Consider the following 22,372-nt stretch of genomic DNA (forward strand, 5'->3'; position numbering starts at 1 on the left):
AATTGATGCGTCTAACAAGCAGCTCTTGTAATTCCGATCGATTTTGCTTCTTAGTTGGCCCATGACTCTCGATCAGTTGCGCATCTTCGTTGCCGTCGCCGAGCACGGCCACATGACCAAGGCCGCCGAGCGGCTCGGCATCTCTCAGTCGGCGGCCTCTGCCGCCATCCGGGCGCTCGAAAGCCAGCATGGCGTGCGCCTGTTCAACCGGGTCGGCCGCAACATCGAGCTGGCCCAGACCGGCCACCGCTTCCTGCCGGAGGCGAAGGCGGTCCTGGATCGCGCCGCGGCAGCGCGCGGCGTGCTGGAGGATGTCTCGCAGACCGTCGCCGGCAGCCTGTCGATCGCGGCCAGCCAGACCATCGCCAGCTACTGGCTGCCGCGTCGCCTGGCCGCCTTCCACGAAGCCTATCCGGCCGTGAAGCTAAGCGTGACGATCGGCAACACCAGGCAGGTCGAGACCAATGTGTTGGATGGCCGCGCCGATTTCGGCCTGGTTGAGGGCCGCACCGAGTCCGACATCCTGCGCCGAGCCACGGTCGACGAGGATCGCATGATGCTGGTGGTGGCGCGTTCGCATCCCGAGATTCCGATGACGCGGGCGGGAAATCTCGACATCAGGGCCTTGCGCTGGATCATCAGGGAAGGCGGTTCGGGCACGCGCGAGGCGCTGGAGGATTTCGCGCACAGCCAGGGTGTCCCGCCGGCCGAACTGCAGATTTTCCTCGTCCTGCCCAGCAATGAGGCCGTGCGCCAGGCGGTCGAGGCCGGCGCGGGCGCCACGATCATCTCGGAGCTGGTCGTCGCGCGCTCCCTGGCGGAAGGTAGCCTCAGGGCCGTGCCGGTCGAATTGCCCAATCGCGACTTCGCCATGATCACGCATCGCGACCGCCAGGCCAGCCTCGCCCAGATGGCGCTGAAGGCGCATCTCATCGGCAAGGCGAAGGCGCCGGCGAGCGCGGAATAATCACGCGTACTTGCGTTGCGCGTCGAGCGCCAGCCCAAGGCCGACCGAGCCGAACATGTCGCCTTCGATGACAGCGGCCTGCGGCACCAGCGACAGGATTTCCCTCTTCGCCAGCGGGATGGCGGTCGAACCGCCGGTGAGGAACACGGCCGTGATGGCGGAGGCATCAATGCCGGCGTCGGCGATCGTCTGTCTGACCGTCGCGGTCACGCGTTCGATGTCGCTCGCGATGGTCTCCTCCAGGCCCGCGCGCGTGATCTCGGCCGCGAAGCGCGCGCCGGGCAGCGACACCTTCACCTCGGCCGAAGGCTGGTCGGTTAGCGCGATCTTGGCCTTTTCGACCAGGCCCGCCATCGCGTGGCCGTAGCGATGCTCGACGACATGGATGAACCGGTCGACGAGATCGGCGCGCTCGGCCTCGTAGCGGATCTGTCGCAGGTCGGTCATCGCTTTGGCGGTGTAGACGAGGTTGATGCGCTGCCAGGTGGCTAGGTCGATGAAATAGGCTGCCGGCAGGTTGCGCTTGTGGTCCTTGGTCCGCGTCAGATAGCCGAGCTCGGGCATGACATGGGCAATGCTGAGCAGCCGGTCGAAATCGGTGCCGCCGATATGGATACCGCGATTGGCGAGGATGTCGGCCTTGCGGTCGCTCGAGCGCGCGCGTTCCGGCGAGACCCGCACCACCGAGAAGTCGGAGGTGCCGCCGCCCATGTCGACGATCAGCGCCAGCTCTTCGCGGGTGACCTTCTGCTCGTAATCGAGAGCCGCAGCGATAGGCTCGAACTGGAAGGCGATGTGCTTGAAGCCTTGCGCGCGCGCCGCCTTTTCCAATTCGCCCTGCGCCTTCGCATCGGCAGCCGCGTCGTCGTCGACGAATTGCACGGGCCGGCCCAGCACCACGTTCTCGACCGCTCCGCCGGCGTCTTCTTCGAGCCGCTTCTTCAGATGGCCGACGAACATGCCGACAATGTCGATGAAGCCGATCTGGCGCGCCTTGATGCGCGTCTTCTCATGGGCGAGCGAGCTGCCGAGCACGCTCTTCAGCGAGCGCATCAGCCGGCCTTCGATGCTGTCGGTATAGTCGCTGATCGCGCGGCGGCCGAAATAGGTGAAGCCGTCCTCGAAATTGAAGAAGACGGCGCTCGGCAAGGTGGGTTGCTCGCCTTCCAGCGCCACCAGTCGCGCCCGGCCGTCGCGGATCACGCCCACAGTGGAATTGGACGTGCCGAAATCGATGCCGCCGAATGCCGATTGCATCGCAGCCTCCTGTCGTTGCCTTGCGGCGGGCTTGCCGACGACGCCAAGCGCGCCGTCATCCGGATGGCCGGACCGCTCTGCCGAATTGATTGTGCTTGTTCACCCCTTGGGCTGGGAGGCGGCGGTTTATCGCATGATCGCCCGCAGGAAAACCCCTTGCGGGAAAATGGGCTTCCATTTTTCCCGTGTCTTCAATCCTTGCGGAAGATGAGCCGCCCCAGCCAGCCGGTCAGCATTGCGAGCGATATGGCGAACACGCCGTAGAGGAAGGAATAGTCATGCGCGACGCGAAAGACCGATTGCTCGAAACCGGATTTGCGGATTTCGAGCTGGGCCGAGCTTTCCTTGACGAACATGCCGCTCTTGAACAGGAAGGCGCGTGCCTTGTGGGTTCCGACCGGCACGTTGGGCGCGAGCCGCACCGTGGCGCGAAACAGGTTCTGCGACAGGAACTGCACGCCGCCGACATTTTCGCTGTAGAGGCCGGTCGCCGCCTTGCGCTCCCGAAGTGCCGCAGTGAATTCCTCGATGGTTGCCGGGCTGTCGGTCGCGTCGGCGGGCTTCAGGTAGAGGTTCTGCGCGCCGAGCGAGAGTTGCTTGTATTTGGCAGGATCGGCGATGTCTTGCAGCGGCCGCGTCGTCGCGACGGAGTACGAGACCGGCACGTTCTCGAACGTCTCCGAGTCCAGGTTGATCCAGACGCCGAGCACGCGGTCCTTGCGCCGGACGACCACGGGCCGTGGCGGCCCTTCGAGCACGACGACCACGTCGTAGCGTCCCTGGCGCGCGACCAGCGGATCGGGGTTTTCCAGCGATCCGAAGATCGTCAGGTCGGCGCCGGAGAAGCCCGCCGTGATGGAAATGGCGTCGGTCGAAAGGCCGATCTGGATGCTTTCGGTGGGCGGCGTCTGCGCCGTCGCCGGTGAAAGGGCAAAGAGCATCGACAACGGGACGGCGGCTGCAAACGCTCTCAATCCCGCCATCAGTTGAGGCCCGCGGCGGAAAGCGAATAGAGATTGGGCGGCGTCACGAACAGATCGACGGCGAGGCGTATGGCGACGGCCAGCACCAGCATCGCCAGAAGCGCGCGCAGCTGCTCGCCGCGCAGCCTCTGGCCGGCCTTGGCGCCATACTGCGCGCCGGCGACACCGCCTGCCATCAGCAGGAAGGCCAGGATCACGTCGACCGTCTGGTTGGTCGTGGCATGCACCAGGGTGGTGTAGGCCGAGGTGAAGATGATCTGGAACAGCGAGGTGCCGATGACGACATTGGTCGGCACCTTGAGCAGATAGATCAGCGCCGGCACCATGATGAAGCCGCCGCCGACGCCCATGATCGACGACAGGAAGCCGATCCCGGCTCCCAGCCCGAGCACCGGGATGACGCTGACGAACAGCTTCGAGGCGCGGAAGCGCATCTTGAACGGCAGCCGGTGGATCCAGTTGTGCTGCCCGGATTTCTTCAAGACCGGCGCTGCGCCGCTGCGGCTGGCGCGCAGCGCATTGAGGCTTTCGACCAGCATCAGCCCGCCGACGGTGCCGAGCAACACCACGTAGAGCAGCGAGATGAAAAGGTCCAACTGGCCGAGCCGGCGCAACAGCGCAAAGACATAGATGCCCGCCGTCGAGCCGACGATGCCGCCGGCCAGCAGCACGCCGCCCAGCTTGAAGTCGAGCGTGCCGCGCTTGAAATGCGACAGCGCGCCGGAGAAGGAGGAGGCGATGACCTGGTTGGCGCCGGTAGCGACGGCAATCGCCGGCGGGATGTTGTAGAAGATCAAAAGCGGCGTGATGAGGAAGCCGCCGCCGACCCCGAACATGCCCGACAGGAAACCCACCGCCGCGCCCATTGCCAGCAGCACGAAGACGTTGACGGAAATTTCCGCGATCGGGAGATAGATGCCCACCCGTCTGTCTCGATCAGTTTGCCTGTCGGCGCAAGTGCCGTTTCCGGACAATAAAGCACCGAAAAGCCAATTTTTTATTGCGCCGGCGCGGCCGCGGGATTGAACCCCCGCGGCCGCGCCGAAACAAAAACCATCTCAATCAGTTAACAGGTAAATGTGTGGCAGGGCGTCGCGTATGCGACGCGCTGCCGTTATTTCTTCGCCAACAGCGCCTTGACGAGCGGCGCGTCGATCTCGCCGGTCGGCGTCATCTTGTTGTCGGTCTGGAACGCCATGATCGCGGTCTTGGTCTTGCCGCCCATCACGCCGTCGGCGCCGCCGGCATCGTAGCCGTTCTTGTTGAGGATCAGCTGGATGTTCTTCACCGCCTTCTTCATGTCGATGCCGGCGGTGGTCTGCGGCGTGCTGTCCTGCCAGGATTCCGGAATGTCGGCCGAGTTGGCGGCGGCGTTGAGCGGCTTGGCCTTCCACAATTCCGCGGCGGCGCGCGCCCGCTCGAGCTGTTCGGGCCGCAGCGCATTGGCGATCTCGTCGCGCTTGGCGGCGGCATCCTTGTCGCCGGTCTTGGCGACCAGGGCGAACCACTTGTAGGATTCTTCCAGGTTCTGCTTCATGCCGACGCCCTTGGCGGCCAGGATGCCGAGGTTGAACTGGCTGTCCTTGACGCCGAGGTCGGCGGCTTCCTGGAACCAGTGCGTCGCCGATTCATTGTCGGTCACGCCGTCCGCCGCCATGGCGAACAGCACCGCCAGATTGTGCATGGCGCTGGCGTTGCCCTGCTCGGCGGCGAGCTGATAGTAGGTCTTGGCCTTCTTGATGTCGCGCGCGACGCCGATGCCTTTTTCGTAGAAATTGCCGATGCGGTATTCGGCCGGCGCGAAGCCGAGCTCGGCCGACTGCTCGTACCATTTGGCGGCGGCCTTCATGTCTTCCTTCACGCCGCGCGATTCCGCATAGCGCGAGCCGACCTCGAACAGCGCCTTGGCGTCGCCGCCGGCGGCGGCGTCATGCAGCGCCACCGGGCCGATTTCGGAAGGAATGTCGAATTTGGCCGCGGCCGTCTGGCTTGCGGCCGGCGGCACGCCGCCTGTCGTGTCGGCGGAGGTGGTCGCCGGCGCGCTCGACGCGGCGCCGTCGGCTGCCGGACTGGCCGCTACGGGCTCCTTGGCCATCGGCTGCGTGTCGTCATCGCTGTCCGTCGCGGTGGCAGCCGCGGCGGCGGGTTCGGATGGCGTCGCTGAAGCCATCGGCGCCGGTGCGGCAGGCGCTGCAAGCGCCACCGGGGCGGGTGCCGGTTCGGCCGGCATGGCAGCTGCGCTTTCGGGAGTTGCCGGGACAGATGCGGCTGGTGCCGTCTCCTGGACGGGCTCCGCCTGTCTGACGGGACGGGCAGGCGCGCCTTCGGCCTGTGCCGCCGCGGCATCAATCTTCGGTGTGCCGGTTTTTTGCGTGTCGGCCTGTGGTGCGGCTGTGGCGTTGAGCGACGCCGTGTCGACCGTCTGCGTCGAGACGAGCGGCGCGGGCTGGTTGTTGGCCGTTTCGACCGGATCGGACAGGAAGGCCTTGCCCAGCTGCAGGCCGGCCAGCGCCATCATGATCGCCGCCGCCGCCATCAGGATCGGCTTGCGCCGCGCCTTGAGCAGGTCGCCGATCCTCAGCGCCTTCACCGGACCGGTCATGGTCGATTGCCGCTTCAGCGTATCGGCTTCCGCAGCTGCCGCCTGGGCCGCGCGGCGGGCCGCGGCGATAAAATCCGACTTCGCAGCATCGCTGTCGGTGCGCCGGGTCGGCTGGCCGCCGCGCTCGTCGCGCACGCGCCTCATGATGGCGTTGAGGTCCGGCGCGCCGGAGCCGGGTTCCAACGGCCGGTTGGCGGCCTTGGGGTCGAGCGGTTCGTCGATGTCGACGCTTGGCACGTCGCCGACCGGCGCCGAGCCGGCAAGCGGCTGTGTGTCCGCTTCCTTCTTGCCTTTGAAAGCGCGCGCCAGGCCGCTGAACATGGATTTCTTGCGGCTGGCCCTCTCGCTCTTGTCGCCGATCGCATCCGGCCCGAGGGCTGCCATGGCGGCTGCGGCCGCGGCCTCGGCAGGCGTGCGTGGCGCGTCTGGCTCATCGCGCATGATCGCCGCGGCGCGGCCTTCAAGGCTGCCCATGTCTCCGGTGAGCGGCAGCGGCTGGTCGATATCCATCGAAGGCGCGTCCTGCACCGCGATCTTGCTGCCGCGGCCGCGCTTGCCGACCGGTTGCGGATCGACCAGTTCGCTGACCGCTTCGCTGGTCTCGCTCGATTCAAGCGAACCCAGCCTGTCCACGATCTTGAGCAGCGTGTCGTGGATTGCCTCGAAAGTCCGCGAGTTGCGTTCGTCGGAGCGGCGGGTGAGCGCTTCCAGCGTCTTCAGGTCCTGGGCGAGGCCGGCAACGGCGGTCGCGTTGGTCTGGGCCGTGCTGGAGGTCGACTCTGCTAGCGATTTGACGGCGCTCTCGGCCGCCTCGCGCGCCACGCTCAGGATGGAGTCGCGCGTGCCGGCCAGCGACTTCTCGATCTCGTTCAGTCGCGGGCTGATGTCCTCGAATTCGGGCAGCGGCGTGCCGGGCCTGGAAAGATGCGCCGACAGGCCGGCGACCTGCGCTTCCAGGCTGCGGATCAGGGCCGGATCGATGCCGGCAACCTGCTGCGCCGACGATTCCAGCCGGCTGGAGATGTCCTCGAGCCGGCTTTCCAGCCCGCGGATCGCCATGTCGTTGGCGGGATCGGGCGCGCGCGTTTCGATGCGCTTGGCCAAAGCGGTGAAGCGGGCGTCGATCGCTTCCATGATGCCGGCGCTGTCGTCCTGGCGCATGCGCTGGTCGAGCCTGTTCGCAACCTCGTCCAGCCGACGCTCGAGATCGTGGAACAATGCATTGCTTTGTTCGATTGCATCTCCCTGGCGGCGCTCGAGCAGCATCGACAGCGCGTCGAAGCGCTGCTCCAGGCCCTGGAAGATCTGGTCGGCGTCGGGCATGGCCGGCGCGCGGTCCATCTTGTCGGTAATGGAAGCAATCTGTTTGCCCAGCCGCTCCATGGCCTGTTCCGGCAGGTCGGCGCGGCCGGCCAACTGGTCCACGCGGCTGGTGAGAAGATTGAGGCGATCGATGACTTCGGCGCCGGGCCGCGACTGCGCGACCTCTTCGATCTGCACCGCCAGCGAGGCCATGCGCTTCTCGATCCGGCCGAAGGTCTCGGGGTCGAAGGCATTCGCCTGCGCGGCCACGGTCGATGCGACGATGGCGCGGGAAATCTCGTCCAGCCGCTCGTCGATCATGGCGAGCGTTTCGCCGCCGCGCGCGGTCTGCTGGCCGGCAAAACGGTCGACGGCGCCGGCAAGCGTGCGCACCTTTTCCTCCAGCGAGCGCAGCGAAAGCGATTCCGGCAGGCTGTTGACGGCGCTGCTGATCTGCTCGAGCCGGTCTGTCAGCACCGAGAGGCTCGGGCCTTCGGCGCGCTTGCGCTGGTCGGCATCGATGCGATCCTCGAAGGCGCTCCAGCGGCGGTCGAAATCGTCCCAGCGGCGGTCGACCTTCTGCACGCTTTCCTCGCGCGCCAGCGTGTCCAGCGCGCCCTTCACCTGTTCCAGTTCCAGCCGCAGCAAGTTGACGCTGCGGTCGTCGCTTTTTTCGGCGAGCGACTGGATCGCTCCCGAAAGCCGCTCGAATTCGAGGCCGAGCTCGGCGCTGCTCTTGTCGGGCATCGCGCCGCGCTGGCTGTTGGCCTGCAGGGCGCGGTCGATATCCTGGCGGAACGCTTCGAACTCGCGCTGCAGGCCGGCCGTCATCTGGTGGCGCAGTTCCTCCCGCAGACCGCGCAGTTCGACGGCGATCTTGCCGACCATGGCGACGCTGTCTTCCTGGCCGCGCACCCGGTCGATGTCGCGCGCGATCGCCTGATAGGCGGGCGCGGGGTTTTGCGGGGCGCGCTCCTGCGGCCGCGGGTTGTGCGGCGCCGGATTCTGCGGCGCACGGTCCAGGGGCCTTTGCGCGGAATAGGGATCCTCATACCAGCGCGGTGCCTGGCCGTAAGGCTGTGTGCTGGGATAACGCGGCTCGGCGGTCGGCCGCCGCGGGTCGGGGCGGTCGGGCATGTCGGCGCGCGTCTGGTCCAGCCGCTGCTCCAGCGTTTCGAGCGAACGGTTCAGCTCTTCGAGCGAGGCGTGCGGCCGGCGCTGCCTGCCGGCGTTGAGTGTATCGAGATAGGACCGCTTGCTGTTCATCGATGCGCCCGTGTTCAGAGTGGCCGGCCAAAGACCGGTTTCCCAGTAGCCTGCCGGGTACGAAGCGAGCCGAGCGGTTTTGCTGCGGAGGAAGGCGAGCTTCCCGGGTTTTACCCGCGCTTCGAAAACCGTGAAAAATTCGCTACAGGATAACCACGGGTGACCGACATGCGCACATTTCGCCCAACGTGGTAAACAAGGCGTTAACCAAGCTTAAGAAGACGCGTATAATCGTGAGCCGCTGACGAGCCGGCACCTGGGTGCGGCATAAAGGTCGGATCCGACAACGCCCTTGCGTCACCTTGCGGCTGTCGGTATAGGATTGACGTAAACGTAAAAGGTGCGAAGCCGTGCCTCTTGCGATTGATTTGTTGCAACCACGATTGGAAGCACGCCCCCGCTTCCACTCAGGCGACGCTTGGTCCGCGACCGCGACGCCACCAGGGGAAAGCCAGTGACCATGAAACTCGTTTCGCCCGGCGAAGCCGCGGCCAATACCAATGACATACCGGCAGAAGCCGGCGAGGAATTCGTCCGCATCGGCGAGATGGCCAAGAAATACGGCGTGACGCTGCGCACGCTGCGTTTCTATGAAGACAAGGGCCTCCTCAATCCGCATCGCGACGGCTCGACCCGACTTTATACGCGCCGTGACAAGGCTCGGCTGAAGCTGATCCTGCTCGGCCGCAAGGTCGGGTTCTCGCTGCGCGACGTCAAGCAGATGATGGATCTCTACGATCCAACCGGCACCAACACCAAGCAGCTACGCCTGGCGCTCGACAAGTCCGAGAAGCAACTCGCCCGCCTGCAGAAGCAGCGGGCGCTGATCGACGACGCGATCGGCGAGCTGAGCAACTCGATGTCCGTCGTGCGTCAGATGCTCATCGAGCGCACCGCGGCGCCGCAGGCCAGCGCCGCCGGCTGATCGCCCGCTTTTCCGGAATACCCGGACGAAGAAAGCCGCGTGGCTATAGCCGCGCGGCTTTTTTGTCGTCACAGCCGGACCGCTCAGAAAAATTTTTGGCTGCGACGAAGTTGACGTTTACGCAAACGTCAATATTTGCTATCCGAGCATCGACATCGGCCCGGCCTCCCTGTCCAGGACAGGCAACTTGCTGGCCGGCCGGACTGTAAGGGTGGAGGAAGGCATGACGATCTACAGGGCGCCGATCCAGGACACGCTGTTCGTGCTGAACGACGTGCTGGGTTATCAGCGCTACTCCAATCTTCCGGGCTTTTCGGACGCGACACCCGATGTGGTCGAGGCGATCCTCGCCGAAGGCGCCAAGCTCGCCGAGAACGTCATGCATCCGCTGAACCGGGTCGGCGACATGCAAGGCTGCGTGCGCCATGACGACGGCTCGGTGACGACGCCCAAGGGCTTCAAGGACGCCTACGACCAGTATCGCGAGGGCGGCTGGATGGGGCTTGCCGCGCCTGCCGAGTTCGGTGGCCAGGGTCTGCCCTATGCGGTCCACACTGCCGTCTCCGAATACATGATCTCGGCCAACATGGCGCTGATGATGTATCCCGGCCTGACGCAAGGCGCGATCGCTGCCATCGTCACCCATGGCACGGACGAACAGAAGGCCACCTGGCTGCCGAAGCTGATCGAGGGCGGCTGGACCGGCACCATGAACCTCACCGAGCCGCATTGCGGCACCGACCTCGGCCTGCTGCGCACCAAGGCGGCTCCCAACGGCGACGGCACTTACAGGATTTCCGGCCAGAAGATATTCATCTCCGCCGGCGAGCACGACATGTCGGAAAACATCGTCCATTTGGTGCTGGCCCGCGTCGAAGGCGCGCCGGAAGGCGTCAAGGGCATCTCGCTGTTCATCGTGCCGAAATTCAAGCCGGATGCCTCCGGCAATCCCGGTGAACGCAACACGCTCTCCTGCGGCTCGATCGAGGAGAAGATGGGCATCCACGGCAACTCGACCTGCGTCATGAATTATGACGAGGCCGAGGGCACGCTGCTCGGCGAGTTGAACGGCGGCCTGAAGGCCATGTTCACGATGATGAACGAGGCCCGCCTCGGCGTCGGCCTGCAGGGGCTTTCGGTCTCCGAGATCGCCTACCAGAACGCCGTGTCCTACGCCAAGGACCGGCTGCAGGGCCGCTCCCTGTCGGGCGCCAAGGCGCCGGACAAGAAGGCAGACCCGATCATCGTCCATCCCGACATCCGCCGCTCGCTGATGACCATGAAGGCCTATAACGAGGCCGGCCGCGCGCTGGCGCTGTGGACCGCCATCAAGTCCGACGTCGCGCATCGCTCCGGCGACGACAAGGACCGCCAGGCGGCCGACGACTACACCGGCCTGATGACACCGGTGGTCAAGGGCGTGCTTACCGACAAGGGGTTCGATCACGCCGTGATGGCGCAGCAGGTGTTCGGCGGCCACGGCTATATCGAAGAGCACGGCATGAGCCAGTTCGTGCGCGATGCCCGTATCGCCATGATCTATGAAGGCGCCAACGGCATCCAGGCGCTCGACCTCGTCGGCCGCAAGCTGGCGCAGAATGGCGGCCGCGCCGTGCAGACCTTCTTCAAGGAGGTCGGCGAGTTCTGTGAGGAAAACCGCACTGACGAGAAGATGGCGCCCTTCACCAAGGCGCTGAAGAAGGGCCTCAACGACCTGCAGGCCGCCACCATGTGGCTGGTGCAGAACGCCATGGCCAAACCCGACAATGCAGGCGCGGCCTCGACCGACTACATGCATCTCTTCGGCCTGGTGGCGCTTGGCTATATGTGGGCGCAGATGGCAAAATCCGCGCAGGCGAAGTTGGCGGATGGTGCCAATGGCGCTGCGTCGTTCTACGACACCAAGCTGGTGACCGCCCGCTTCTTCATGGAGCGCATCATGCCGGAAACGGCGACGCGGCTTGCCCGCATTTCCAGTGGCGCGGACACGCTGATGGCGCTGCCGGCGGAAGCGTTCTAGGTTCGGCGGGCCGGCGCCGCCGGCCCACAATCGTCGGAACGCGGAGGAAATCGTGACGACAAACCCAGCCGAAATTCTTGGTCTCCCGAAGCCCGCCTGGGCGGCGGATGAGGTCGGCATGCTCTACGACATGGCGTCCCGCTTCATGGCCGAAGAGATCGCGCCGCGCTATGAAGAGTTCGAGAAGAACGAGATGTTCGACCGCGAGAGCTGGCTGAAGGCCGGAGCGGCCGGCCTGCTCTGCGCTTCGATGCCGGAAAAATATGGCGGCTCGGGCGGCACCTTCGCGCATGAGAGCGCCATCATCGAGGCGATCGGCCATGTCGGCGTCGACGGCTTCGGCATCGGCCTGCACAATTCGATCGTCGCGCCCTACATTCTGCATTACGGCTCCGAGGAGCAGAAGCAGAAATGGCTGCCGAAGCTCGCGACCGGCGAGCTGATCGGCGCCATCGCCATGACCGAGCCCGGCGCCGGCTCCGACCTGCAGGGCGTCAAGACCCGCGCCGAGAAGGACGGCAACCATTACAAGATCAGCGGCTCGAAGACCTTCATCACCAACGGCCAGCTCGCCAATCTTATCATCGTCGTCACCAAGACCGATCCGGACAAGGGCGCCAAGGGCACCTCGCTGATCGTCGTCGAGACCGACGAGGTTGAAGGTTTTCAACGCGGCCGCAACCTCGACAAGATAGGGCTGAAGTCGAACGACACGTCCGAGCTGTTCTTCAACGATGTGCGCGTGCCGACCTCCAACCTGCTCGGCCACGAGGAAGGCAAGGGCTTCGTCCAGCTGATGCAGCAACTGCCACAGGAGCGGCTGCAGATCGGCACAGGCGCAATCGCCATGATCGAGCGGGCGCTGGCGCTCACCATCGATTACGTCAAGGAACGCAAGGCCTTCGGCAAGGCGGTCATCGATTTCCAGAACACCCAGTTCAAGCTGGCCGAGCTGAAGACCGAGGCCACCATCGGCCGCGTCTTCTACAATGACTGCGTCGCCCGCCACGTCGACGGCGGCCTCGACCCGGTGACCGCCTCGATGGCCAAATACTGGCTCAGCGACCTGCAGGGCAAAGTCGTCGACGAATGCCTTCAACTGCATGGCGGCTATGGCTACATGAATGAATATCCGATCGCCCGCATGTACCGCGACGCCCGCGTCCAGCGCATCTATGGCGGCACCAACGAGATCATGAAATTGCTGATCGGGCGCTCTCTCTGAGCGCGGCGGCCGGCAAAGCCAAGGAGCACGAAAATGACTGAGGCTTACGTCTATGACGCCGTGCGCACGCCGCGCGGCAGGGGCAAGAAGGACGGCTCGCTGCACGAAGTGCCAGCGGTGCGGCTTGCCGCAAAGACGCTGGAAGCGCTGCGCGACCGCAACGGGCTCGACACCGGCAATGTCGACGACATCATCTTCGGCTGCGTCGATCCGGTCGGCGAGGCGGGCTCCGTCATTCCGCGCGCCGCCGCCTTCGAGGCCGGCTACGCGACCTCGGCGCCAGGCATGCAGATCTCGCGTTTCTGCGCCTCCGGCCTCGACGCCATCAATTTCGGCGCCGCCAAGATCGCGCAAGGCGCGGACGAGATCGTCATCGCCGGCGGTGTGGAATCCATGTCGCGCGTCGGCATGGGCATGTCCGGTGGATCCTGGTTCATGGACCCGTCCGTCGGCCTGCCCGGCTGGTTCGTGCCGCAGGGCATCTCGGCCGACCTGATCGCGACGAAGTATGGTTTCTCCCGCGACGACGTCGACGCCTATGCCGTCGAGAGCCAGAAGCGCGCCGCGAAGTCCTGGTCCGAGGGCCGCTTCAAGAATTCGGTCATCCCGATCAAGGATCAGAACGGCCTTACCATTCTCGATCATGACGAGCACATGCGGCCTACGACTGACATGCAGTCGCTGGCTTCGCTCAACCCGTCCTTCGTCATGCCTGGCGAGATGGGCGGCTTCGATGCGGTCGCCGTGCAGAAGCACCCGGAGGTCGAGGAGGTGAACCACGTCCACCACGCCGGCAATTCGTCGGGCATCGTCGACGGCGCCGCCGCCGTGCTGCTCGGCTCCAAGAAGGCCGGCAAGGCGATGGGCCTGAAGCCGCGCGCCCGCATCCGCGCCTTCGCCAATATCGGCTCGGAGCCGGTGCTGATGCTGACCGGTCCGGTCGACGTCACCGAGAAGCTGTTGAAGCGCGCCAGGATGAAGCAGTCGGATATCGACCTGTTCGAGCTCAACGAGGCCTTCGCCTCCGTCGTGCTGCGCTACATGCAGGCCTTCGACATTCCGCACGACCAGATCAACGTCAATGGCGGCGCGATCGCCATGGGCCATCCGCTCGGCGCCACCGGCGCCATGATCCTGGGCACGGTGCTGGACGAGCTGGAGCGCCGCGACCTCAACACCGCGCTGGTCACGCTGTGCATCGGCGCCGGCATGGGCACCGCCACCATCATCGAACGCGTCTGAGGGAGAGAAGAGATGAGCTACACCAATTTCACCCTCGACGTGGACTCCGACGGCATCGCCTTGATCACCTGGGACATGCCGGACAGCTCGATGAACGTCTTCACCGAGGAGGTGATGCGCGAGCTGAACGCCATCGTCGATAAGGTGGCCGGCGATGCCGCCGTCAAGGGCGCGGTCATCACCTCCGGCAAGGATACATTCTCCGGCGGCGCCGACATCACCATGCTGCAGAAGATGCTGGCCACCTTCGCCGCCGACAAGGAGAGGGATCTCGAGAAGGCGACCAAGACGCTGTTCGAGAATGCCGGCTATATGACCGGCCTGTTCCGCAAGATCGAGACTTGCGGCAAGCCGTTTGTGTCGGCGATCAACGGCACCTGCATGGGCGGCGCCTTCGAGATGTCGCTCGCCTGCCACGGCCGCGTCGCCGCCGATTCCGACAAGGTGAAGATGGCGCTCCCCGAAGTGAAGATCGGCATCTTCCCCGGCGCCGGCGGCACCCAGCGCGTTCCGCGGCTGACCGATCAGCAGCAGGCGCTGCAGATGCTGACCACCGGCCAGAACCTTTCGCCGCAGAAGGCGAAGCAGATGGGGCTGATCCACGAGATCGCCGAGCCTGCAAAGCTCGTCGAGACCGCCAAGGCGATGATCAAGAACGGCCTGAAGCCCGTGGCGCCTTGGGACGAGAAGGGCTTCAAGCTGCCCGGCGCGCCGATCTATTCGGCGGCCGGTGCCAATCTCTGGCCACCGGCCATCGCCATCCTGCGCCGCGAAACCTATGGCAATTATCCGGCCGCGGCCGCGATCCTGAAATGCGTCTATGAAGGCCTGCTGGTGCCCTTCGACACTGCGCTCAGGATCGAGCAGCGCTATTTCACCGAGATCATGCAGACCAAGGAAGCGGCGGCGATGATCCGCTCGCTGTTCCTGTCGCTGCAGGAACTGAACAAGGGCGCGCGCCGCCCGGCTGGCGTGCCGGACACCAAGTTCAAGAAGATCGGCATTCTCGGCGCCGGCTTCATGGGCGCCGGCATCGCCTATGTCACGGCAAAAGCCGGCATTCCGGTGGTGCTGCTCGACCGCGATCTGCCATCGGCAGAGAAGGGCAAGGCGCATTCCGACAGCCTCATGACCGATCAGGTCAAGAAGGGCCGCGCCAAGCCGGAAGACAAGGACAAGCTCCTGTCGCTGATCACGCCGACGGCGGACTATGCCGACCTTGCCGGCTGCGATCTGGTCGTCGAGGCGGTCTTCGAGGATTCGGGCGTGAAGAAGGATGCCACCGAGAAAGCCGAAGCGGTGCTGAAGTCATCGGCGATCTTCGCATCCAACACGTCGACCATTCCGATCACCGCGCTGGCGAAAAACTCGGCGCGCCCGAAGAACTTCATCGGCATCCACTTCTTCTCGCCGGTCGACAAGATGATGCTGGTCGAGATCATCCTCGGCAAGAAGACGGGCGACAAGGCTTTGGCCGTCGCCTTCGACTTCGTGCGCGCCATCAAGAAGACGCCGATCGTCGTCAACGACACGCGTGGCTTCTACGTCAACCGTTGCGTGCTGCGCTACATGTCGGAAGCCTACAAGATGCTGATCGAGGGCGTTCCGGCGCCGATGATCGAGAATGCCGCCAAGGCCGCCGGCATGCCGGTCGGCCCGCTGGCCCTGACCGACGAGACCGCCGTCGACCTTGCCCAGAAGATCATGAAACAGACCATCAGGGATCTCGGCGAGAAGGCCGTCGATCCCAAGCAGATGGCGCTGATCAACACCATGGTCGACACGCATGGTCGTTTCGGCCGCAAGAACGGCAAAGGCTTTTACGACTATCCGGCGAAGCCCGCGAAGAAGAAGCTGTGGTCGGGCCTGAAGGATCTCTACCCGCAGCTGAAGCCCGAAAATGTCGACTATGAGGAGCTGAAACAGCGCCTGCTGGTCACCATCGCTCTGGAGGCGGCACGGGTGATGGAAGAAGGCATCGTCACCGATCCGCGAGAGGCCGATGTCGGCTCGATCCTTGCCTTCGGCTTCGCGCCGTTCACCGGCGGCGCGCTGTCCTACATCGACGGCATCGGCGCCAAGCGTTTCGTCAAGATCGCCAAGGGCCTGCAGAAGAAGTATGGCGCCGAGTTCAAGGCGCCGAAGCTGCTGCTCGACATGGCCGAGAAGGGCGAGATCTTCTACCAGCGCTTCGACCCCTACCAGAAGGGTGAGGTCAGAGAAGCGGCCTGACGAACCGGGATGTATGTCTGGGGGCGAATGGCCCGCACCATGGCCACGGCGTCGAGCCGTGGCCCTTATGTTGTCGGCGATGAGAGCCGGCTGGCGTTTCGCTGCCTGCCGATCGACATCGACTTCAACCTGCATCTCAACAATGCGCGCTACATGATGCTGGCCGATCTCGGCCGCATCGACATCTTCCTGCGCGTCGGCCTCATCGCGCTTGCCCGCAAGAAGGGCTGGGCGCCGATGATCGGCGGGCTGCAGGTCGCCTATGTGCGCGAGATCAAGCTGTGGCGGCGCTTCGAGGTGGTGTCGTCGATCGAAACCTGGGAAGGCACGTCCGTCATCGGCCGGCACCGTTTCGTTCTCGATGGCGGCGAGACGGCGGCGCTGATCCTCACCACTGGCGGCGTCTATGACCGCGGCAGTCGCCGCTTCCTCGACATAGACGAGGTCGTCGCGGCGCTTGGCCATGCCGCCAGTCCGCGCCCGCCGACCGACGCCGAGCGGGCTTTCATGGTCTCGCACCGGAATTTGCGCGAGCAGGCCAAGCAGGTCCGATCGTAGGCGATCCGACCCTTCGCCAGTGGACAATCAGATAGTCGCGCGTTAGACAGAGCTGAGGCATTTTTTCCTGTTTTCGAAGGAGAGCGCGCGTGCTCTCACACGACCGCGTATGGGCCGCAATCGATGCTCTCGCCGAGCGCTATTCGCTGTCGGCTTCCGGCCTTGCACGGCGCGCGGGCCTCGATTCGACGGCCTTCAACAAGTCGAAGCGCCTGTCTTCGGACGGCCGGCCGCGCTGGCCCTCGACCGAGTCGCTGGCCAAGATCATCGAGGCCACCGGCGCTTCGCTCGAGGAATTCACTGGACTTGTCGAAGGGCGCGGCGCCGCGTCGGTGGCCCAACACCGCAGCGCCGTTCCTTTGCTTGGCTTCGCCCAGGCCGGGGCGGGAGGCTTCTTCGACGATGCCGGCTATCCGGCGGGGCAGGGCTGGGATCTGGTCGAGCTTCCGGCGCGGGCGACCGAGACATCCTACGCGCTGCAGGTGCAGGGCGATTCCATGCTGCCGCTCTACCGCAATGGCGATGTGCTGATCGTCGAGCCAGGCGCGCCGACGCGCAAGGGCGATCGCGTCGTCGTGAAGACCACCGCCGGGGAGGTGATGGCCAAGGTGCTCGACCGGCAAACGGTGAAATCGATCGTGCTGGTTTCGCTCAACCCCGCCCACCCGGACCGTGACATCCCGACACGCGAAATCGAATGGGTGGCGCGCATCGTCTGGGCGAGCCAGTAGGTCCGAGCTGTTGCGCCTTCTTCAGATCATCCTGACGGTTCTGGCGGTTCCGGTGATGGCCGCGCTCGTCGTGGCAGGCGGCCGCGTGGTCAAGGGGCATGAGAGCGTCATCACGGTCGATCAGATCGATCCCATCGCCGATGCGCTCCCCACCGCCGGCAGCGAGACCCTCTCCGCTTCCGGCGCGGATACGCCCCCGGAAGAGCCGATGACCTCGGCCATTCCGGCGCCAGCCGCTCCGCAGGCACCGAACCCCGTTGTTCACTCGAGGGCCATCGATCCCGACGTCGTGGCGCCGCCGGAGCTGTCGGACCAGGAACTCGAGCGGGTCGAGCCCCGGGCGCCGCTCAGCGATCTGGCGCTGGCCGGGCCGCCCAAGCCGCCCAAAACGAAGATGCCGGGCGACTGGAACGGCACAAAATTGTTCCAGCCGGTCGCCACCGCCGCCGGGCTGATCGAGGCCAAGGGCTATGCGGTCGCGGTGTCCGGCGTGGACGCCGTCAAGGCGGACGAAACCTGCAGCGACGAGGGCCAGACCTGGGCCTGCGGCGCGCGCGCCAGGACTGCCTTTCGCGCCTTCCTGCGCGGCCGTGCGGTTGCCTGCGCGGTCCCGCCGGACGGCGGCCGCGACACCATTTCCGCCGAATGCCATATCGGCAATCAGGACATCGGCCAGTGGCTGGTCGAGAACGGCTGGGCGCGCGCCGCGCAAGGCGGTCCCTATGTCGAGGCCGAAAACAAGGCCCGCACGGCCAGGAAGGGTATTTTCGGCCCGGCGCCGAAGCTTGACGGCCTGCCGGCGGTGCCGGCCATGTCAGGCCCGGCGCCGGTGGCGCCGGATTCGATCCTGCCGGCCGATGGCAGCGCCGTTATGCCGCCAACTGACCAGCCAGCGCCCGCTCAATGAGCGCGCGCGTCTCGGCAATGCCGTAGAGCGCGGCGAAGGAACCGAAGCGCGGGCCGCGTTCCTGGCCGATCAGCACCTGGTAGATCATCTGGAAGAAGGCGACCGACACGCCGGGTCCGCCTTCCGGGCTCTGCTTGGAATGGTCCTGGTAGCGTTCGATCTTGCGCGCCACATTGAGCGCCGCATTCTGGATCGCTTCGCCGTCGGCGCCCTGCGGCAGCGCGCCGAGCGCATCGGAAAGCTTCGCCAGCGCCTCGCGCTCCACCTCGTCGGCGGCGCGGAAAACCTTGGTCGGCTTCACGAAGTCGTCGAAATAACGGATCGCGTAGCCGGTCAGCCGGTCGAGCTCCGGATGCGTCTTCGGCGTCACGCCCGGCGCATGCCGCGAGATGAAGCCCCACAGCACCGACTTGTCATGCGCGTTGGAGGCGCTCACCAGGTTGAGCAGCAGCGCGAAAGGCACCGGCAGGTCGATGGCCGGCGGGTTGCCGTCATGCATATGCCAGACCGGATTGCCCAGCCGCTCCTTCCAGTCCTGGCGCGGATAGGCACCAAGGAAGGCGTAATATTCGTCCACCGCCTTCGGGATGACGTCGAAATAGAGCTTCTTTGCCTGCCGCGGCCGCTGGTACATATAGAGGCCGAGGCTCTCGGTCGGCGCGTAGGTCAGCCATTCGTCGATGGTGAGCCCATTACCCTTCGACTTCGAGATCTTCTGGCCCTCCTCGTCGAGGAACAGCTCGTAGACGAAATGCTCGGGCGCGTGCCCGCCGAGGATGTTGCAGATGCGGTCGTAGATCACCGCATTGGTCTGGTGGTCCTTGCCGAACATCTCGAAATCGACGCCAAGCGCCGCCCAGCGCATGCCGAAATCCGGCTTCCACTGCAGCTTCACATGGCCGCCGGTGACAGGCAGCGTGGTCTCGGTCCCTTCGTCGTCGAAAGTGATGGTGCCAGCCTTGGCGTCGACATTGATCATCGGCACGTAGAGCACGCGGCCGCTCTTCGGCGAGATCGGCAGGAACGGGCTGTAGGTCGCCTGGCGCTCCGGCCCGAGTGTCGGCAGCATCACGGCCATGATCTCGTCATAGCGCTCCGCGGCGCGCAGCAGCACCTCGTCGAAGCGGCCGGCCTTGTAGTACTGCGTCGCGCTGGCGAACTCGTAGTCGAAGCCGAACGTGTCGAGGAAGCGGCACAACATCGCGTTGTTGTGGTCGGCAAAGCTCGCATAATCGCCGCCGAACGGATTGGGCACCGAGGTCAGCGGCATGTGCAGGTAGGGCTCGAGCGCCGCCCGGTCCGGCACGTTCTCCGGGATCTTGCGCATGCCGTCCATGTCGTCGGAGAAGCACAGAAGCTTGGTCTTGACCTTGTCCTGCGTCAGCACGCGGAAGGCATGCCGCACCATGGTCGTGCGCGCCACCTCGCCGAAGGTGCCGATATGCGGCAGGCCGGACGGGCCGTAGCCGGTCTCGAACAGCACGGTTTCCGGGAAATCCTTGCCCTTGTAACGGGCGATGATTTTCTTAGCTTCCTCGAACGGCCAAGCCTTGCTCTCGGCGGCCGCGGCAAGCATCTCGGGCGTGAGATCGATGATGTTTGATCCCGTCATGTCAAAGTTCCAGTCATGGCCGTCTTTGCGGCGGATAAGATTTGTCGACCGGTCTCTAGGCGCGACAGGCCGGAGCGTCAACGATTTGCGGCGGTTTTCCTTGCGGCGCCACAATTGCGCTCCTACGTTCGAGCCGCACACTCAAGGAGTTTTGAATGCCTTCGCTGACGACACACGAAGCCTTGATCTACCTGATGGTCATCACCTCGGCTTCCGATCGCGACATGACCGACGTCGAACTGGCGCGGATCGGCGACGTCATTCGTTCCTGGCCGGTGTTCGTCGATTTCAACCAGGACAGGCTGGTTCAGGTGGCGCAGGCCTGCCAGAAGGCGCTGCAAGAGAAGGGCGGGCTGGAAGGCGTGCTGGCGCGCGTCGCCGCGGCGCTGCCGGAGCGGCTGCGCGACACCGCCTACGCTGCCGCCTTCGAGGTCGCCGCCGTCGATCTCGAAATGCGCATGGAGGAGGTCAGGGTGCTGCAACTCATCCGCCTCAAGCTCGACCTCGACACGCTGACCGTGGCTGCGATTGCGCGAGCGACCAAGGCGCGCCTACGCACGCTGACTTAGCGTTGGCGCGACCTTCAGAAGAAGCTCACCGGGAAATAGCGCAGATAGAACTCGGCGAAGGTGCCCTTGATCGAGATTTCCTGCAGCGCATAGTCGAAGGCGGCGGCCAGCGCGGGATCGCCCGCCCTGGTGGCGATCGCCATGCCTGAGCCCAGATACTCCGGCGCCAGATACGGACCGCCGGCAAAGCGGCAACAGCCGGCCGCGTCGGAGCCGCCCAGCCAGAAGGCGAAGCGCATGCCGTCGCCGAAGGCGGCATCGATCTTGCCGGCCTTGAGGCCGGCATAAAGGTCTTCCGGTGTGTCGAAGGTCACCACCTGCACGGTGTTGAAGTAATCGCGCAGCATTTTCTCATGCGCCGAGCCGGCGACGACGCCGACTCGCTTGCTGCGCAGCTTGTCGAGGATCGGCTCGGCGAAGGCTTTCGCCTTCGGCATGATGAAGCGCGCCGGGAACTGAATATAGGAGCGCGAGAAGGCATATTTCTCGCGGCTGTCCGCCGTCGCGGCGATGCCGGCGATAATTGCCTCGCCTTCGCCTTTCTGCAGGGCATCCTCCAACTCGTTCCACGGCAGGGCCTGTACCTGGCATTTCTCGACGACGTCCAGTTCGGCGCAGATCGCCCGCGCCAGATCGATGTGGAAACCGGACAGGCGGCCCGAGCCGTCGAGGAAGTTGAAGGGTGGAAAATCGGTGGTCGTGAGGAATCTGAGTCGCGGCAACGCGGAGAGATCGGGTTTCGGCAACCGCTCCTTGGCATCCCACAGCACCGGCACCTGCGGCTCCGCGCCTTGAGTCGCGCCGGCAAAGGGCAATATGCCGGCAAGTGCGGATATCAGGACCAGAGTTATCCACCGCAAGATCACGATATGGCTCCGACCTCGTCCCCGTTCGGAGGCTTTTCGTATGAAAATGATGCAGGCACAACGGTTTTTGATTTCAAGCGGCTAAATTCAGCGTATGGTTCAGCTCGTTGCAAATGAACCTGCGCGCCGGAAGGGGGAAGCTACCGGCTTTGCGGAGACCTTTGCGACCCGTGGTTGATGGCGAAGGAGTGTTCGAGCGTCTACTATCGGTAACGAAAAAGCAGAAGCAACATGGGGTAGATGTTGCGATGGGCCTGTTTGACAGAACTCTGGAATATATAGACCAGTTGCAGAATGCTGGCACCGCGGCGGCGGTTTGCGAGAGGCTGCTGGGCGTCACTTCGAATTTCGGCCTGACCGCCCTGATGGCGGGAACCGTGCCGCAGCCCGGCACGCCACGCGGCCGGCAGAAACAGCATGTGATGCTTTGCGATTGGCCCGGCGAATGGCTGGAGCGCTACGTGGCGCGCAACTATGTCGACCACGATCCCGTCGTCAGCCACATGAAGCAGCTTCAGGCGCCGTTCCAATGGCGGGACGCATCCAAGAACGCCGTGATCGACAAGAGCAGCGACGAGGTCATGGGCGACGCCCGCCAGTTCAAGCTGCGCGACGGCCTTGCGTTTCCGTTGGTGACGCTCGACGGCCAGATCGTCATGGTCTCGCTGGGTGGCGAATCCGTTGAATTGTCGGATGCCGAATTCGGAATGGTGTCGCTGGCGTCGACCTATGCGATCGGCCGCGCCATGCAACTGCATACCAAGGCCGACAAGCTCGTCGATCATATAGAATTGACGGCACGTGAGCGGGAATGCCTGCAATGGGCGGCCGTTGGCAAGTCCGAATGGGAGATATCTCAAATTTTAGGCATCTCGGAACACACTTCCGAGAAACATCTTCTTAACGCCAAGAGCAAACTCGGCGCAGCCAACCGGGTGCAGGCGGTCGCGGAGGCGATTAGGCGTGGCTATATTAGCTAGGTGTGGAGCCTCAATAGGTTGTCCTTGGTCAGTCCGAGGCGGCTGATAGGTGGTTTTGATTTTAAGCTGCCGTGTGGCCTATGCCAATTGTAGCGGTGAAGCCATCGCGGCAGCTCCGCAGTGCGCTC

Annotated in this window: 18 protein-coding genes; 11 read left to right on the forward strand and 7 right to left on the reverse strand. The window is 64.8% G+C overall.

What is annotated here, in order from left to right; all coding sequences use genetic code 11:
- The first annotated feature begins 61 nt into the window (after window positions 1–61).
- Entirely contained in the window at window positions 62–967 is a 906-nt protein-coding gene (locus EN852_RS24390) for a LysR family transcriptional regulator (RefSeq protein WP_127877646.1), read from the forward strand.
- Here EN852_RS24390 and EN852_RS24395 read toward each other — a convergent pair whose 3' ends face one another.
- The 4 genes from EN852_RS24395 to EN852_RS24410 form a co-directional block, all read right to left on the reverse strand.
- The gene (locus EN852_RS24395; protein ID WP_127877648.1) at window positions 968–2,224 is read right to left on the reverse strand and encodes an Hsp70 family protein; all 1,257 of its coding nucleotides are present in this window, start codon (window positions 2,222–2,224) and stop codon (window positions 968–970) included.
- 191 nt (window positions 2,225–2,415) lie between these two features.
- Entirely contained in the window at window positions 2,416–3,207 is a 792-nt protein-coding gene (locus tag EN852_RS24400) for a TIGR02186 family protein (RefSeq protein WP_127867516.1), read from the reverse strand.
- A complete protein-coding gene (locus EN852_RS24405; RefSeq protein ID WP_095819366.1) occupies window positions 3,207–4,130 on the reverse strand; it encodes a sulfite exporter TauE/SafE family protein in 924 nt (307 codons plus the stop codon). Before EN852_RS24405 ends, EN852_RS24400 begins: the two co-directional genes overlap by 1 nt.
- A 191-nt stretch (window positions 4,131–4,321) precedes the next feature.
- Complete coding sequence (locus tag EN852_RS24410) at window positions 4,322–8,377, reverse strand: SEL1-like repeat protein (protein ID WP_127877650.1); 4,056 nt, start codon at window positions 8,375–8,377, stop codon at window positions 4,322–4,324.
- Window positions 8,378–8,837: 460 nt separating this feature from the next.
- On the opposite strand from EN852_RS24410, the gene EN852_RS24415 reads away from it, so the two are divergent.
- The 8 genes from EN852_RS24415 (at window position 8,838) to EN852_RS24450 (ending at window position 18,217) form a co-directional block, all read left to right on the forward strand.
- Entirely contained in the window at window positions 8,838–9,302 is a 465-nt protein-coding gene (locus EN852_RS24415; protein ID WP_127867640.1) for a MerR family DNA-binding transcriptional regulator, read from the forward strand.
- A gap of 223 nt (window positions 9,303–9,525) precedes the next feature.
- Window positions 9,526–11,322, forward strand: coding sequence for an acyl-CoA dehydrogenase (locus tag EN852_RS24420; RefSeq protein ID WP_127877652.1), 1,797 nt, complete (start codon window positions 9,526–9,528; stop codon window positions 11,320–11,322).
- Between the two features lie 52 nt (window positions 11,323–11,374).
- The gene (locus tag EN852_RS24425) at window positions 11,375–12,547 is read left to right on the forward strand and encodes an acyl-CoA dehydrogenase family protein (protein WP_127877654.1); all 1,173 of its coding nucleotides are present in this window, start codon (window positions 11,375–11,377) and stop codon (window positions 12,545–12,547) included.
- A gap of 33 nt (window positions 12,548–12,580) precedes the next feature.
- On the forward strand, window positions 12,581–13,789 hold the full coding sequence (locus EN852_RS24430) for an acetyl-CoA C-acetyltransferase (RefSeq protein WP_127877656.1): 1,209 nt from the start codon (window positions 12,581–12,583) through the stop codon (window positions 13,787–13,789).
- Between the two features lie 12 nt (window positions 13,790–13,801).
- Window positions 13,802–16,021 (forward strand): 3-hydroxyacyl-CoA dehydrogenase NAD-binding domain-containing protein, encoded by a 2,220-nt coding sequence (locus EN852_RS24435; protein ID WP_127877658.1) that lies wholly within the window; start codon window positions 13,802–13,804, stop codon window positions 16,019–16,021.
- 9 nt (window positions 16,022–16,030) lie between these two features.
- Window positions 16,031–16,579 carry a thioesterase family protein gene (locus EN852_RS24440; protein ID WP_127877660.1) on the forward strand — a complete coding sequence of 183 codons (549 nt, stop codon included), beginning with the start codon at window positions 16,031–16,033 and terminating at the stop codon, window positions 16,577–16,579.
- A gap of 89 nt (window positions 16,580–16,668) precedes the next feature.
- Window positions 16,669–17,310, forward strand: coding sequence for a helix-turn-helix transcriptional regulator (locus EN852_RS24445; RefSeq protein ID WP_127877662.1), 642 nt, complete (start codon window positions 16,669–16,671; stop codon window positions 17,308–17,310).
- 10 nt (window positions 17,311–17,320) lie between these two features.
- Window positions 17,321–18,217: a thermonuclease family protein gene (locus EN852_RS24450; RefSeq protein WP_246694371.1), complete on the forward strand. Its 897-nt coding sequence runs from the start codon at window positions 17,321–17,323 to the stop codon at window positions 18,215–18,217.
- Here the strand turns inward: EN852_RS24450 and EN852_RS24455 are convergent.
- The gene (locus tag EN852_RS24455; protein WP_127877664.1) at window positions 18,180–19,829 is read right to left on the reverse strand and encodes a lysine--tRNA ligase; all 1,650 of its coding nucleotides are present in this window, start codon (window positions 19,827–19,829) and stop codon (window positions 18,180–18,182) included. The genes EN852_RS24450 and EN852_RS24455 overlap by 38 nt on opposite strands.
- A gap of 155 nt (window positions 19,830–19,984) precedes the next feature.
- On the opposite strand from EN852_RS24455, the gene EN852_RS24460 reads away from it, so the two are divergent.
- The gene (locus EN852_RS24460; protein WP_127877452.1) at window positions 19,985–20,398 is read left to right on the forward strand and encodes a tellurite resistance TerB family protein; all 414 of its coding nucleotides are present in this window, start codon (window positions 19,985–19,987) and stop codon (window positions 20,396–20,398) included.
- Window positions 20,399–20,412: 14 nt separating this feature from the next.
- Here the strand turns inward: EN852_RS24460 and EN852_RS24465 are convergent, their stop codons facing one another.
- A complete protein-coding gene (locus tag EN852_RS24465) occupies window positions 20,413–21,237 on the reverse strand; it encodes a transporter substrate-binding domain-containing protein (RefSeq protein ID WP_246694375.1) in 825 nt (274 codons plus the stop codon).
- Between the two features lie 275 nt (window positions 21,238–21,512).
- Between EN852_RS24465 and EN852_RS24470 the strand changes: the two genes are divergently transcribed.
- Window positions 21,513–22,244 carry a LuxR family transcriptional regulator gene (locus EN852_RS24470; RefSeq protein ID WP_127867637.1) on the forward strand — a complete coding sequence of 244 codons (732 nt, stop codon included), beginning with the start codon at window positions 21,513–21,515 and terminating at the stop codon, window positions 22,242–22,244.
- Here the strand turns inward: EN852_RS24470 and EN852_RS24475 are convergent.
- Window positions 22,241–22,372: integrase core domain-containing protein (locus EN852_RS24475; protein ID WP_135879551.1), on the reverse strand; the 132-nt coding region annotated here is incomplete at its 5' end. The two genes, EN852_RS24470 and EN852_RS24475, sit on opposite strands and share 4 nt — an antisense overlap.

This window comes from Mesorhizobium sp. M2E.F.Ca.ET.209.01.1.1 (genome assembly GCF_004010375.2).
GTDB lineage: Bacteria > Pseudomonadota > Alphaproteobacteria > Rhizobiales > Rhizobiaceae > Mesorhizobium.